General features: G+C 36.9%; 7 protein-coding genes. 4 read left to right on the top strand and 3 right to left on the bottom strand.

Annotated elements, in window-relative coordinates; all coding sequences use genetic code 11:
• Nucleotides 1-61 precede the first annotated feature (61 nt).
• Nucleotides 62-2,725 (top strand): T9SS-dependent M36 family metallopeptidase, encoded by a 2,664-nt coding sequence (locus OLM57_RS02585; RefSeq protein WP_264565677.1) that lies wholly within the window; start codon nucleotides 62-64, stop codon nucleotides 2,723-2,725.
• 61 nt (nucleotides 2,726-2,786) lie between these two features.
• Here OLM57_RS02585 and OLM57_RS02580 read toward each other — a convergent pair whose 3' ends face one another.
• Both OLM57_RS02580 and OLM57_RS02575 read right to left on the bottom strand, forming a co-directional pair.
• Nucleotides 2,787-3,815 (bottom strand): DUF3078 domain-containing protein, encoded by a 1,029-nt coding sequence (locus OLM57_RS02580; RefSeq protein ID WP_264565676.1) that lies wholly within the window; start codon nucleotides 3,813-3,815, stop codon nucleotides 2,787-2,789.
• 23 nt (nucleotides 3,816-3,838) lie between these two features.
• Nucleotides 3,839-5,620 (bottom strand): 1-deoxy-D-xylulose-5-phosphate synthase, encoded by a 1,782-nt coding sequence (locus OLM57_RS02575; protein WP_264565675.1) that lies wholly within the window; start codon nucleotides 5,618-5,620, stop codon nucleotides 3,839-3,841.
• Nucleotides 5,621-5,704: 84 nt separating this feature from the next.
• Between OLM57_RS02575 and OLM57_RS02570 the strand changes: the two genes are divergently transcribed.
• From OLM57_RS02570 to pbpC, 3 genes are all read left to right on the top strand, one after another.
• Complete coding sequence (locus tag OLM57_RS02570; RefSeq protein WP_264565674.1) at nucleotides 5,705-6,148, top strand: nucleoside deaminase; 444 nt, start codon at nucleotides 5,705-5,707, stop codon at nucleotides 6,146-6,148.
• 265 nt (nucleotides 6,149-6,413) lie between these two features.
• Nucleotides 6,414-12,068: an alpha-2-macroglobulin family protein gene (locus OLM57_RS02565; protein ID WP_264565673.1), complete on the top strand. Its 5,655-nt coding sequence runs from the start codon at nucleotides 6,414-6,416 to the stop codon at nucleotides 12,066-12,068.
• A gap of 194 nt (nucleotides 12,069-12,262) precedes the next feature.
• Nucleotides 12,263-14,638 carry a penicillin-binding protein 1C gene (gene pbpC, locus OLM57_RS02560; RefSeq protein WP_264565672.1) on the top strand — a complete coding sequence of 792 codons (2,376 nt, stop codon included), beginning with the start codon at nucleotides 12,263-12,265 and terminating at the stop codon, nucleotides 14,636-14,638.
• Between the two features lie 178 nt (nucleotides 14,639-14,816).
• Here the strand turns inward: pbpC and OLM57_RS02555 are convergent, their stop codons facing one another.
• Entirely contained in the window at nucleotides 14,817-16,361 is a 1,545-nt protein-coding gene (locus tag OLM57_RS02555; RefSeq protein ID WP_264565671.1) for a ribonuclease E/G, read from the bottom strand.
• Nucleotides 16,362-16,599: the final 238 nt, after the last annotated feature.

The raw sequence follows: 16,599 nt of genomic DNA, 5'->3' as shown, positions 1-16,599 counted from the left end.
CCATAAAATATGTTTACGTTTGTACGTATTAACTACCATTTTAATTAAAATCAACCGGAGCATGAAAAAAATTACTTTATTTATTCTTTATTTAGTACCCATATTTGCCTTTTCTCAAACCAATGAAGAAATTATTCAAAAATATCTAAATAAAAACACAGCAAAATTAGAGTTAACCAGCAATGATACAAAAGATTGGATTATTGAAAGTGAGGGCTCGTCTACAAGTTCAAAAATAACAAATTGTTATGTTTTGCAAAGATATCAAGGCATTGAAATCTATAGAGCAGTTTCAAATTTTGCGATAAAAGACGGACAAGTAATCGATGTTGAAAAAAAGTTTGTCGCCAATGTGTCTAAAAAAGTAAATGCAATAACTCCAACCCTTTCTGCGATTCAAGCTTTGGCAAAAGCCTATCAACAATTGAAAATTACTGCATCGGCTCCTTTTACTATTTTGGAAACAAAAAGCCAGTACAAAGTTTTAATTAGTAATGGTTTAACGAAAGGTTTGCCTGTTTCTGCCAATTTAGTTTACCATTCCACAAAAGAGAATACATTAGTTTTAGCTTGGGATTTTACTATAACTACAACTGCTCCAAAACACAAATGGAGTATTCGAGTTGATGCCCTTACAGGGAAAATTTTAGAAAAAAAGGATCGTATTTTATCTTGTAATTTTGATAAAAAACAGCAATTTCCAGCTGTTAGTGCTGATTTATTATTAGACCCAAGTCCTTTAACTTACAAACAATTATATACTAAAAAAGTAACTTTAGCTTCGGAAGGAACCTATAATGTTGTTCCTTTTAATTATGAAAGCCCCAACCATAGTGCAAGAAAATTAATTTCAAATCCATCAAATGCGACTGCATCTCCTTTTGGCTGGCACGATACCAATGGTGTTTTGGGTGCTGAATATACCATAACCAGAGGAAATAATGTTTGGGCTCAAGACGATATGGATGGAGATGATGATACCGTGGGGACTAGTCCAAACGGAGGTACTTCACTAGTTTTTGATTTTCCGTATTTGGGGACAAATGCATCTGCATCTAGTTCTATAGATGCAGCAAATACCAATTTATTTTACATGAATAATATCATGCATGATGTTTGGTATCAATATGGATTTAACGAAGCAAACGGGAATTTCCAAAAAAATAATTATGGTAAAGGCGGAACTGGACAAGATTTTGTCTATGCAGATGCACAAGACGGATCAGAGCTTACGGTGCAAAGCATAAACAATGCTAACTTTTCATCAGGAATTGATGGTGAGAATGGCAGAATGCAAATGTTTCTTTGGAATTATGGACCAGAAATCAAACCGTTAATTATTACATCTCCTTCTTCTTTAGCTGGGAGTTATGTAGCAAGACAAAATGGGTTTGATCCAGGGCATGTAGATTTGCCAATTATTCCTTCTTTTTTACAATCGGATTTGGTTTTATACGTAAACGCCACTAATGTGGCAGATGAAGGTTGTTTTGCACCAGCAAACGCAGCTGCTTTAAACGGAAAAATTGTTATTCTTAGAAGGGGAGGTTGTAATTTTACTGTGAAAGTTAAATTCGCTCAAGATGCAGGGGCAAATGCTGTAATTGTGGTGAATAATAAAGAAGGCGAAATTACGATGTCAGGTGCTGATGCAACGATTACAATTCCTGCAATAAGCGTAACCCAAGAACTGGGAGAATCCTTAATTACTCAAATGCAAACTCAAGCAGTTAATGTAAAATTACAATTGGCGGCAAATCCTTTTGTAAATTCTGATGGGGATTTTGATAACGGAATTATTGCTCATGAGTATGGGCATGGAATTTCTACTCGTTTAGCCGGTGGTCGAAACAATTCAAGTTGTTTGGACAACACGGATCAAATGGGAGAAGGATGGTCGGATTGGATTGCTTTGATGATGCAATTAAAACCTGGAGATATAGGTACTACCAAAAAAGGAATTGGAACTTTTGTGTCCAGTCAAGCTGTTGATGGAGCCGGAATACGAGATTATCCCTATTCTACAGATAAAACAATTAATCCTTTAACTTATGCTGACACAAATAATTTTCAATACACAGATGACGAAGGCGTTGAACTAACAGAAGAACATGGAATAGGTACTGTTTGGGCTAGTATTTTATGGGATTTGTCATGGGCTTATATTAATAAATACGGCTATGACGACAATAAATATTCAGGCAAAGGTGGAAATAATAAAATTATGCGGATAGTACTTGATGGTATTAAATTACAACCATGTAGCCCTACTTTCGTGAGTGGAAGAAATGCGATAATAGCAGCTGATCAGGCAATAACTGGAGGAAAGGATTATTGTATGATATGGGAGGTTTTTGCAGCTAGAGGAGTAGGTAAAAATGCTTCTGCTGGAGACAAAAATATAGGAAATGATCAAGTTGAAGATTTCACAATGCCTGCAGCAGGGGCAAATTGTGTGCTGGCTGTACAGGATTTTGAAAGTAAAAATGTGATGAGTACTTTTCCAAATCCATCAACTGGACTTATAACTATTCAGATAAATCAATATGTAGGCAAAGCAAATATTAAAATCAATGACATTACCGGCAGGGAGATGCTCTCTATTGAGAATACAGATTTCAACGGTAAAAAGAGTATTGATTTAAGTACTCTTTCAAAAGGAATATACATCCTAAGTGTAAAAGGTGAAGGTTTAAATTATGTAGAAAAAATAATTATAAACTAGAATTGAGGAGTTTATAAACTAAGCGAAAAACGGCTGTTATTTATACAGCCGTTTTTTTGTTTTAAAAATTATATTCAAGACCAACACCCAAAACTTGTTTTAACTGTACCTTTGGCCCTACATTTACAAGAACTCCGTTTTGATCATCTATAACATCAATATCTTCATCATACACCAGATTGAACCCAATATTCGCTTTTACATATTGATTTACTTTTAAATCTGCATAAAATTGCCAATCGACATCAATATTGCCAAAATTATGGATATAGTCCGTGTACAAACTCAAGCGGTTTTTTAATGTAATGTTGGTAAAAACTTCCCTTTCAATGTAAGAAGTTACCAGAATACCAAGCTCTGTTTTTGATTGTTTCCCTTCAGTAATTATGTTTCCTTGAGCATCATATATGGCCTTTGTAACGCCATAAGCACCTGCATTAGCAAGTGTTTGATCCAATACCAATGTGTTCTTTAATGTCAAAGGAGAAATATAGAATTTAAATTTTTCTGCTTTATTGATGTATTCAGAACCAATCCCCAAGAAGGTATAGGCTGGTGCAAAAGGTTTTGAGATTGGGTTGTCAGTGTCGGGATAATTATATCCTGCCGAAAATTGAGTATTAAAATTGAATTTAGCCGAATGATACCAATTCGATAGTGTGTCTTTTCGATAGCCGTAAGTCGAATTAATCCTGAAAACATCGTCGGTTTTTCTTAGCTCGACTCCTTCTTGTTTGTTTAAACCATATCTAAAAATAAGTTCGTTTGACCAAACTTGATTTTCGTCTTTGTAATCTCGTTTAAGATGCCCTTTCAGTAATCCAGTAATAGCACTCGTACCACCAGCACTCCAATTCACAAAGGCAATTTCGGAGATGTCAATACCCAACATATTTTTGTTGGTCCAATGCGAAGTGGGGACGGTATCAATTTTTGTAATAATTGTTTCGGGGTTGACTTTCTTTTTTTGAGTTGTTGTTGAATCGGGCAGTTTTGTTACAATTGTAATTTGAGAGAAACTAGTTGTCGAAAAAACTAAAAAAAGCAATAAAAATAATGTAGGTTGTAATCGCATAATGGTGTGTGGCATTTAAGGGCGAAAAATAATTAATTTCAATAACTTGAGAAAATTATCTCTAAACTTTCAACGGAAATTCCGCAATATTGTTGTAATTCATCGATAGAGCCCTGTTCAATAAATTCATCCGGAATTCCCAAGAGTTGGATTTTTGAATTGTAACGATAGGTTGCAGCAAATTCCAGAATTCCATTTCCGAAACCGCCTTTTATCACTCCATCTTCAATAGTTATTATAGTTTCGAATTGGCTAAAAATAGTGTGTAGTTCGTTCTCATCCAATGGTTTAACAAAAGCGAAATCATAATGGGCAAAATTTTCGGGTGGTTGTATTTTGGACAAAGCCAAAGTGACATTGTTTCCAATTGCTCCAGTAGATAAAATGGCAACTTTGGCTCCACTTTGAAGCAGTTTTGCTTTTCCAATTTCTATGGTTTCATATTTTCCTAAATGCAATCTTTCCCAATTTTTGGTTACACCGCGACCTCTAGGATAACGAATGGCAATAGGATGATTTAAACCCAATTGGGCAGTATGCAAAATGTTTTGCAGTTCAATCTCGTTTAATGGTGCATAAACAATCAGGTTTGGAATGCAACGTAAGTAAGCCAAATCAAAAACGCCATGGTGTGTGGCTCCATCTTCGCCAACCAAACCGGCCCGGTCGAGACAAAAAATTACCGGTAAATTTTGCAAAGCCACATCGTGGATTACTTGATCGTAAGCTCTTTGTAAAAAAGTCGAATAAATATTGCAATACACAATCAGGCCTTGTGTAGCCATTCCTGCGGACAATGTTACTGCATGTTGTTCGGCAATGCCTACATCAAAAGCGCGTTTCGGGAACGCCTCCATCATAAATTTTAACGAACTTCCAGATGGCATGGCGGGAGTAATACCAACAATTTTTTCATTTTTTTTGGCTAAATCCAAAAGAGTCAGGCCAAATACATCTTGGTATTTTGGAGGTAAATTTTCTTCCGATTTTATAATAATTTCGCCAGTATTGGCGTCAAATTTTCCCGGAGCATGATATTTTACCTGATTTTCTTCGGCTTGTTGAAGACCTTTGCCTTTGGTTGTAATAATATGTAAAAACTTTGGTCCTTTTATTTTTTGTAAACGCTTCAGTTCTTTTATAACGGCATAAATATCATTACCATCAATCGGTCCGGAATAATCGAAATTCAGTGACCGAATCATATTGTTTTGTCTCGGGTTTTTTCCTTGTTTTACCGAAGTGAGGTATTTTTTGAGTGCGCCAACACTTGGGTCAATTCCGATTGCATTATCGTTGAGGATAACCAGTAAATTGGCATCAGTTACTCCGGCGTGATTCAGTCCTTCAAAAGCCATTCCTGAAGCTATAGAAGCATCGCCAATAATTGCTATGTGTTGTTTTTCGAAATCACCTTTTAAATTGGAAGCAATTGCCATTCCAAGCGCTGCCGAAATAGAAGTGGAGGAGTGGCCAACACCAAAAGTATCGTAAATGCTCTCGCTTCTTTTTGGAAAACCAGAAATTCCGCCCAATTGACGATTGGTATGGAAAACAGCTCTTCTTTCGGTAAGAATTTTATGTCCGTAAGCTTGATGGCCAACATCCCAAACCAATAAATCTTCGGGTGTGTTAAAAACATAATGCAAAGCAATTGTGAGTTCCACCACGCCTAGACTGGCGCCAAGATGACCTTCTTTGGTCGCGACAATATTGATGATAAAGTCACGTAATTCTTGTGCCAGTTGCGGAAGTTGTGCTTCGTCAAGTTGGCGTAAATCAATTGGAGAATGGATGTTTTCGAGTAAGTTGCTTTTCATTATAGTTTAAAAAGCGAATTTACGGTTTTGTTTTCTATTTTTGTACGGCAACTTAATAATTCCCTTTGTGGGACTTGGGGACTTATGGAAAACATTTTTACGGACGAGTACTTTATGAAAAAAGCTTTGCAGGAAGCTGAAATGGCTTTTGATAAAGGCGAAATTCCTGTAGGAGCCGTTGTTGTGGTTAATGATACCGTCATTGCCCGAAGCCATAATTTAACCGAATTGCTCAATGATGTTACTGCCCACGCCGAAATGCAGGCCATAACTGCTGCTGCCAATTTCCTTGGCGGAAAATACCTGAAAGACTGTACGCTTTACGTAACAATTGAGCCTTGCCAAATGTGTGCGGGAGCCTTGTATTGGAGTCAGATTACTAAAATTGTGTATGGTGCCACCGATGAACATCGTGGTTTTGTGAAAATGGGCACTCAGTTACATCCCAGAACCATTGTTGTTCGTGGAGTTATGGCGAATGAGGCTTCGGAATTGATGAAACGTTTTTTTGTTGAGAGAAGAAAATAAATTTGTTAAGTAGAATGCCCTAGCCCAGATAGAAGTGAAAATCCTTATCTGCCGGTTTTCGGCAGATAAGATTGTAACGAATAGCTGGAAAAAGCTCCTAAAAAACACCTTCAAAAAATAATTTTCTCTCAAAGAATTTTCTTCTTAAAATATTAATTTAAATACTATACTTTTACTACAATATAATGTGTGCTTTTGCAGTTATGGACTTAACTGTAGAATGTTGCTATAATTTTAATTTGTAACCCATTAACTCTAGATAAAAGTGAAAACAAAAGGATTAATTTACGTATTTTTTGTGTGTATTTTGTTTCAGGCCTGTGGCAAAAAATCAGCTGCCGATTTTAATTCCGATTTTTCATTATTCAAAGAGTATATAGTCAGTTTTACGGGGGGAATAGTCTCGGCACAATCGGACATTCGTGTGGTTTTGGCTTTCGATAATAATAATTGGAAAGTCAATCAGGTATTGGACGATGATTTATTCGATATTTCTCCAAGTGTCAACGGAAAAGTGATTTCACTTTCGAACAATACTATCGCTTTTATTCCTGAAAAAAAGCTGGAATCTGGCACCGAATATCAGTTGACTTTGCATTTGGATAAACTGAATCCAAAGGTTGCCGAAAAGGATAAAGCTCTTTCCAATTTCAATTTCACGGTAAAAACCATCAAACAGGACTTTATTGTCAACACTTTCGATGTGCAATCCTACAGCAAAGAATACCAATATTTGAATTGTGTATTGAAAACCGCAGACAATATCGATTTTGAAACCGCCAAAAAATTGGTCGAAGCCGAGCATAATGGAGACGATTTGAAAATTATTTTCGAAAAAGCCAATACCGTTGGCAAAGAATTTAAATTCAGAATCGACAGCATTCAGCGATTGGATTCCGCAAGTAATCTCGAAATTAAATATGACGGAACCGATTATGATATGGACCAAAAAGGAACTATCGATTTCCCGATTACGGCGCTGAATGAGTTCAAAGTCATAAAAACGGAAATGAGCGAAGGAAACAATCAATCATTGTCCATTAATTTTTCGGAACCATTGGAAAAAGGGCAAGATTTTAAAGGATTGGTGGCGATTCAAAACACCAATAATTTAAAATTCTCTACTCAAGGAAATGTCTTGAAGGTTTATTTTAATAATGAAAAAGCTGTTGAAAAAACAGTTGAAGCAGTTCCTGTAACTGTGGTTTCTGATTCTACATCTGTTGTTGTAGATAGTGCTTCGGTTGAAGAAGCAGAGGAAATTGCAGTTGTCGAGCCTGAGCCAGTTGTGGATTCACAAAAACTTACAGGAGAATTGCTGTTGGAAGTTTTTCAAGGAATTGAAAGTGAATATGGTAAAAAGTTAAATGAGAATTATTCAGAGAAAATCTCGTTTGATGAAATAAAACCGAATGTTCGTTTCATCAAAAACGGAACTATTCTGCCAAGTTCTAGTAATTTAAAACTCAATTTTGAAGCCGTAAATCTTAGTGCTGTTGATGTAAAAGTGTATAAAATTTACAAAAACAATATTCTTCAGTTTTTGCAGGATAATGAGCTGAACGGCACCCGAAATTTAAAAAGAGTAGGACAACCTGTTGCGAAATCAACGCTTTACCTCAATGAGAATAAGTTAGTAAATACAAGCAAATGGAACACTTTTGCTTTGGATTTGTCAAAAATTATAACACCGGAACCAGGTGCCATTTATAGAGTGGAGTTCTCCTATAAAAAAGCCTATTCTTTATACAAATGTGAATCTTCAACTGAAGATGATAGTGAAAATGAAGAGGCGGAAGAAGTCGATGAAAAAGAGGTGAATTACAGTGAAAACTCATACGATGAGTATTATTATGACGATTATGAATGGAGAGAAAGTCAAGATCCTTGCTCCAGTTCATATTATTATAATGCCAAGATTGGAACCAATATTTTGGCATCGGATGTTGGAGTAATTGCCAAAAGAGGAGAAAATAAATCGTATTTGTTTGCGGTAAATAATATCATTACAACCGAACCAATTTCGAATGCAAGAGTAGATTTGTACAGTTTCCAACAGCAAAAATTGACAACAGGAACGACAAGCAGTGAAGGCATTGCCAGTTTTCAGTTGGATACTTTTGCCTATTTTGCGATTGTAACTTACGGAACACAATCCACTTATGTAAAACTTGATGACGGTCACTCTTTATCGGTCAGTAATTTTAATGTGGCTGGTGAAACTTTGCAAAAAGGACTCAAAGGATTCATATATGGAGAACGTGGTGTTTGGCGCCCTGGAGATAATCTTTATTTGTCTTTCATTTTAAATGATGCTTCGAATAAAATACCGTTGGGACATCCTATAAAATTTAGATTAGCCGATCCAAATGGAAAAATAACCTATCAAACGGTTCAAAAATCGAATGAGTGGAATCATTATGCGTTTACTGTTCCAACTGAAAATGATGCACCTACCGGAAATTGGGAAGCAATGGTTAGTGTGGGTGGTGCGAAGTTTTATAAAAGTATAAAAATCGAAACCATCAAACCGAATCGTTTAAAAATAAAAAATACTTTCAAACGAGCAGTACTTTCATCTTCGTATCCAAATACCAGCAATCTCGAAGTGACTTGGCTTCATGGCGCAGTGGCCAAAAATTTGAATGTTGAAATGCAAGCCAAATTTTCGCAACAAACTACGACTTTCAAGAATTATGAAAAGTATGTTTTTGATGATTTGGTTCGAAAATTTAGCACCGAAGAAGTTACCGTTTTCTCCGGAAAATTGGATGCTAATGGAAAAGCGAATGCAGTTATAGACCCTAAAATACAAGGAGAAGCACCAGGTATGCTGAAAGCGTCATTTATTACTAAAGTGTATGAAGAAGGCGGTGATTTTAGCACAGATGTCATAGCTACGACCTATTCTCCGTACAGTACTTATGTGGGTATAAAGTCACCCGAACCCAACAAATACGGAATGCTGGAAACCCGAAAAGTAAATCAATTTGATGTGGTTACGGTTGATGAAAATGGAAAGCCCAAAGCAGTCAAAAACTTAGAAGTGAAAGTTTATAAAGTAGAATGGCGCTGGTGGTGGGATGAATCGAGCGATAATTTATCAAATTATAATTCGGATGATGCTACGACTTCGTACAAAACTTTTACAATAAATACCGATGCTAGCGGAAAAGGAAGTGTGCGTTTTGCCTTAACCGATGAAGAATGGGGACGTTATATGATTCGGGTTTCGGATGTTGTTGGCGGACACGCAACGGCTTTAACAGTAAATATTGATTGGCCAATGTGGTCTGGAAAAACTAGAAATACCGATGCTTCAACGGCCAATATGTTGGTTTTTTCTACTGATAAGCAAAATTATGCTGTGGGCGAAAACGCTCAAATTTCGTTTCCATCGAGTGAAGGAGGACGTGCTTTTATTTCTATCGAAAATGGATCGAAAGTGGTTCAAACACTTTGGGCAAAAACACAAAAAGGGGAAACAAAAGTTATCATTCCAATTACGGCCGCTATGGCGCCGAATGTGTATTTCAATATTACATTATTACAACCACATGCTTCGACTAAAAACGATTTGCCAATTCGAATGTATGGCATTGTACCTATCGAAGTGATTGACAAAAATACGATTCTCACACCCAAATTGGTTATGCCAGACATTTTACGTCCAGAACAATCATTTGCTATAAAAGTGAGTGAACAATCAGGAAAAGCAATGACCTACACAATTGCCATTGTAGATGAAGGATTATTGGATTTAACCCGTTTCAAAGGACCAAATGCTTGGGATAGTTTTTATGTTCGGGAAGCTTTGGGTGTAAAAACTTGGGATATTTATGACGATGTGATTGGAGCGTATGGCGGAAAAGTGAATCAGATTTTCAGTATTGGTGGTGACCAAGATTTGGGAGGCGGAAAAGCCAAAAAAGCGAATCGTTTCAAACCAGTTGTGATTTATATGGGGCCTTTTAAATTAGAGAAAGGACAAACCCAAACGCATCAAGTCAAATTGCCAAAGTATATTGGTTCCGTGAAAACAATGATTGTGGCTGGCGATGCCACTACAAGTGCTTATGGAAGTGTTGAAAAAGCAACACCTGTTCGTAGTCCATTGATGGTATTGGCTTCCTTGCCTAGAAAAATTTCTCCATCTGAGAAAGTGACTATTCCAGTTACCATTTTTGCAATGGAAAAAAGCATCAAAAATGTGACGGTGCAGATTAAAACGAATAATGGATTAAAAGTTCTTGGCAGTGCCACTCAAAAACTTTCTTTTGCACAGCCTGACGAAAAAATGGCTTATTTTAATTTGGCTGTGGGTTCTATAACAGGAATCGGAAAAGTGCAGATTGTAGCGACTTCAGGCAAGGAGAAATCAGTGTATGATGTAGAAATTGACATGACTAATCCGAATCCAGTCACCAACACGTTTACCGATGTGATTTTGGAACCGAATAGTAATAAAACAATTTCTTGGAAAACATTTGGTGTTTCGGGAAGTAATAAAGCAAAATTGGAGGTTTCTTCGATGCCAACTATTAATTTAAATGGGCGATTACAATATTTGATTCAATATCCGCATGGCTGTGTGGAGCAAACTACTTCGTCAGTTTTTCCGCAATTGTATCTAAATGAAATTGCCGATTTGGATGCTACGCGTCAGCAATTAATTCAAAAAAATGTGACCGCAGGAATTACTCGATTAGGAGGTTTTCAATTATCGAATGGGGGAATGTCATACTGGCAAGGCGGAACAGAAGCTGATGATTGGGGTACTTCCTATGCTGGACATTTTATGATTGAAGCTGAGAAAAAAGGTTATTTCTTGCCAATCAATTTCAAATCAAAATGGATTTCGTATCAACAAAAAGAAGCCAAACAATGGCGATTTATGCCGAGTTACGGAAATGATATGGCACAGTCCTATCGCTTATATACTTTGGCTTTAGCAGGAGTTCCCGATTTGTCTTCGATGAACAGATTGCGTGAAACCAAAGGAATTTCGAACGAATGTAAATTACGTTTGGCTTCGGCTTATGTATTGGCGGGACAAAAATCAGCAGGTTTGACTTTGTTGCTAAAAACTACAATTGATAACAATTCGAATTACAATTATTACTATTATGGTTCCAGTGACAGAAACCGTGCAATGGCTTTGGAAACGTTGTTGTTGCTTGGGCAAAAGCAGAAAGCATTTGCGATGGCAACAAAATTGGCTAAAGATATGTCAAGTGACCAATGGATGAGTACGCAGACTACAGCTTATTGTTTATATGCAATGGCTAAGTTTTCAGCCAATAATGGACCTAAAGGAATCGATGTTCAGTTTAGTAAAGATGGAAAAACACAGGCAGTTAAAACTATGAAAACTATCGCCGACAGAAGTTTGACTGTTAAAATGGGTTCGAATAGTTTGACTCTAAAAAATAATAGAAAGAACAGGTTGTTTGTCCGTGTACTGAATACAGGGATTCTTCCGATTGGGCAAGAGAATGCTGTTCAGAGCAATGTCTCGGCTTCCATTGTTTTCAAAAACAGAAAAGGAGGCGTTATTAATGTTTCTAAAATCAATCAAGGAACGGAGTTTATTGCTGAGGTAACGGTTAGAAACCAGAAAAATGAGCGTGTAGAAAATGTAGCTTTGTCTCAGATTTTACCTTCTGGTTTCGAAATTGTAAATACCCGTTTCACAGATTACGGAGATGCAACCAATAATATTGCAGATTATATTGACATTCGTGATGATAGAACTAATTTCTATTTTGGAATGAAAGCCGGAGAAACAAAAACATTCAGAATATTACTGAATGCCTCGTATTTGGGAACATATTATTTACCGGGACTGCAATGTGAAGCGATGTATGACAATACGTTTTTGGCCAGAACCAAAGGATTTTGGGTTCAAGTGGTGAAATAGAAGATGGTAAAATGGCCACGGATGACACGGATATAACGGATTTTACACAGATTGAAATAATAATACTTAGTAGCCAAGTAAAAGATTCGTCTAAATCTGTTTCATCCGTGTCATCCGTGGCCAAATTTAAGTATTACTATTCTTTGCGGACTTTGCGAATAACCTTGTGACCTTGCGGTTAAATAATGACAACTTTGAAAAACAAACTAATAGCGTTCCTACAACGCAGCATCAATTGGATAAAACGAAATAAAATTAAATCATCAATAGCATTTTTGCTGTTGGTGGTTTATTATTTTTCTTTGCCACGAACTTTGTTTCAAGAGCCTTATTCTACGGTGATTGAAAGCAAAGAAGGAGAATTGCTTGGCGCTAAAATTGCTCTCGATGGACAATGGCGATTTCCTGCACAGGACAGCGTTCCTGACAAATTCAAGAAGTGTATCGTCTATTTTGAAGATGAGTATTTCTATAAACACCCCGGATTCAATCCTGTGGCAATGGTTAATGCTTTCCAGCAAAACAGAAAAGCGGGCAAAGTCGTTCGTGGCGGAAGCACGCTGACGCAACAAGTCATTCGCTTGTCCAGAAACGGGAAAAGGCGAACTTATTTTGAGAAAATAATCGAACTCATTCTCGCCACCCGATTAGAGTTGGGATATTCTAAAAACGAGATTTTAGAATTGTATGCTTCTCACGCACCTTTTGGTGGAAATGTGGTGGGTCTCGAAATGGCTTCTTGGCGGTATTTTGGCGTGCAATCCCATCAATTGTCTTGGGCGGAGAGTGCTACTTTGGCCGTTTTACCGAATGCGCCTAGTTTGATTTATCCCGGAAAAAACCAAGTTAAATTATTGAGTAAACGCAACCGACTTTTGTTAAAGTTAAACCAAGAAGGAATTATCGACAAACAAACCTATGAACTTTCGATAGTTGAACCCTTACCTCAAAAACCGTATGATCTGCCACAAATCGCGCCACATTTATTGCAGCGTGTTGCCAAGAATCAAGAAGGGACTCGGGTGAAAACGACTATAGAAATTGGGTTGCAAAACAGAGTCAATCAAATTGCAAAGTATTATTACAATCAGTACAAGCAAAACGAGGTTCATAATTTGGCTATTTTGGTTATCGATGTGTCTAATAGAAAAGTGATGAGTTATGTTGGTAATTCGTCTACGGACGGAAATCATCAAAAAGATGTGGATGTTATTGATGCACCAAGAAGTACCGGAAGTATTCTCAAACCGCTCTTGTATGCGGCTATGCTCGACGATGGAGAGTTATTACCCAATACACTGGTGGCGGATATTCCAACACAGATTTCGGGTTATACACCTCAGAATTTCAACTTGACGTTCGACGGTGCTGTTCCGGCGCATCGGGCGTTATCCCGTTCGTTGAATATTCCAGCTGTATTGATGTTGCAGGATTTCGGGGTAAATAAATTTTATGAAGAATTACAGCGATTCAAATTGCGGGACATTTCAAAACCACCAGACCATTACGGTTTGTCGCTCATTTTAGGAGGAGCCGAAAGTAACTTATGGGATTTGTGTAGAACCTATGCTGGTTTGTCTTCAACTTTAAATTTTTTCAATAAAAATCAAGGAAACTACAGAACCAATGAATTTGCCGAACTCAATTATCAGGATGATTTTCAAGTTAATTTTGGTGACGAAACCAAACAAAAGAACATTTTGGGAGCGGGATCGATTTGGCTTACTTATAATGCGATGGAACAAGTGAATCGTCCCGAAGGCGATGAGGCTTGGAAATTCTATGACAGTTCGCTGAAAATTGCCTGGAAAACGGGAACAAGTTTCGGGAATCGCGATGCGTGGGCGATAGGAACCAATGCTAGATATGTAGTTGGCGTATGGGTGGGTAACGCAACAGGTGAAGGTAGACCTACCTTGACGGGAGTTACCAGCGCAGCACCAATTTTATTCGATGTTTTTAATTTGTTGCCCAGACAGCGATGGTTTGATACGCCGTATAAAGATTTAGAAGAAGTTGAAGTTTGCAGTTTGAGTGGTCATTTGGCCAAAGACGGTTGTCCAACAATCAAACAGTTCGTTCCCAAGAAAGGAAAGAATACTTCTATTTGTCCGTATCACAAAACGGTGCATTTGGATAAATTAGAGCAATTTCAGGTCAACAGCAGTTGCGAAGATGTAGAAAATATAGTAACCAAAAACTGGTTTGTGTTGCCACCCGTAATGGCTTGGTATTACAAAAGTCAGCATATAGAATATTTGCCGTTGCCTCCGTATAGAAATGATTGTATGGGAACACAAACGGCTACAATGGATTTTATTTATCCCAAAACGAATAGCAAAATCTATCTCACCAAAAATTTCAATAGTGAAATACAGCCAGTGATTTTAAAAGTAGCTCATTCGCAACGGGAAAGTAAGTTGTTTTGGTATGTGGATAATGTGTTTAAAGGCAGTACCAAAACCTTTCACGAAATGCCTATTTCGGCAACGACAGGATTTCATTACATCACTGTGGTGGATGAATTTGGAAACGAAATCCGAAGAAAGATTGAGATTGTAAAGGAGTAAATTCTATTTTGAAAACGAAATTCCCTAGCCCAGATAGAAGTGGAAATCCTTTTCTTTTTTTCTTTAAAAAAGAAAAGATTGCAACGAATAGCTGGATTAAGCTCCTAAAAAAGATTGCTTCGTTCCTCGCAATGACGCACAAAAAAACCGCCAATCTTTCGAAAAGCGGTTTTTGTTTTTATTCTTTGATAACATTTCCTTTTTTGTCGTAGAAATGATATTCTAAATACGTGTAAGCGTCACGTGGTATGATTTTTACCCATTTTTTGTGTTCAAAAAACCATTTTGAACGCAATGATGGAAAACCTTTACTGAGGTATGCAGCCACAAACGGATGTACATTGAGTACTACTTTATTGTGGGTTTTTAAAACTCTTTCTAGATCGGAAGCTATTTTGTCAATGATTAAAATTGGCGCTTCAATTTCGCCATGCTCATTGTTAGGGTCTTCTTCTCTAGTTTTAATGTTAACTTCTGGTCTTACGCGTTGTCTGGTAATTTGGACCAACCCAAATTTACTCGGTGGTAAGATCTTGTGTTTCGCTTTATCATCGCTCATTTCTTCTCTCAAGAAGTCGAACAAAACTTTACGATTTTCGGGATTAGACATATCGATAAAATCTACGACTATGATTCCGCCCATATCGCGAAGACGCAATTGTCTGGCTATTTCGGCGGCTGCAATCATATTCACTTCCATGGCTGTGTCCTCCTGGTTGGTAGCTTTATTAGAACGGTTTCCGCTATTTACGTCTATAACGTGTAAAGCTTCTGTGTGTTCGATAATAAGGTAAGCCCCTTTACTCATGGAAACTGTTTTTCCAAATGAAGTTTTGATTTGTCTCTCTATATTGTATTTCTCAAAAATAGGCGTATCATTTGACTGATAAAACTTTACAATTGATTGTTTGGATGGTGCAATTTCTTGCAGATAATCCTTTGTTTGGTTGTACAACTCTTCGTCATCAATCTGGATACCACTGAAGGTATCGTTGAAAACATCTCTTAATATTGAAGAAGCTCTGTTGAGCTCTCCTAATACTTTGGAAGGATGATGAGCAGTCGGTAATTTTTTACACATTGCATTCCATCTGCTGAGCAGGTTCTGCAAATCTTTTTCTAATTCTACTGTACTTTTGCCTTCGGCTACTGTGCGAACAATAACACCAAATCCTTTTGGTTTGACTGATTGTACAAGGCGTTTCAAACGTTCCTTTTCTTTTTTGTCTTCTATTTTTTGTGAAATAGAAACACGGTCAGAAAACGGAACCAAAACAATAAATCTTCCGGCAAGGGAAAGCTCTGCGCTTATTCTTGGTCCTTTGGTAGATATTGGTTCTTTGACAACTTGTACCAAAACAGATTGATTGGCGCTTATTACATCAGTAATAGTACCATCTTTATCTATTTCTTTTTCAAACTGAAAGGTTTTTAGGGAGAAATCTTTTATTTTACCTGCGCTTACAAGTTTTATGAATTTCAGTTGGGAAGCTAAGTTAGGTCCTAAATCGTGATAATGTAAAAAGGCATCTTTTTCGTAGCCAACATTTACAAAAGCTGCGTTAAGTCCAGCAACAGGTTTTCTTATTTTGGCAATAAAAATATCACCAACCTGAAAGTTGCTTTTCTCTTCTTCCTTGTGTAATTCAATTAGTTTTCCATCTTTTAATAAGGCAAAATCTACGAAATCAGAACTAGATCGAATGATTAATTCTTTATTCATTTGTAAATTTTTATCTGTTTTTTCAGAAAATAGAAAATAGAGAGAAGAGAATAGATTAAAAAATCTAAAATCTAAAATCTAAAATCTAAAATCGTATTTACAGATGGATTAAACAATAATTTAAACAGGTATTGTACCCGGGGAAAACTAGCTAGCAGTAAGCAGTATCAAGTTAGCAGTAAACTGATGACTAAAAACTGAAGACTGAACACTAATTCTCAATTTCAATGAACTTAAA

Source organism: Flavobacterium sp. N3904, assembly GCF_025947305.1.
Classification (GTDB): Bacteria; Bacteroidota; Bacteroidia; order Flavobacteriales; family Flavobacteriaceae; genus Flavobacterium.
This window is presented reverse-complemented; position numbering and strand designations above follow the sequence as displayed.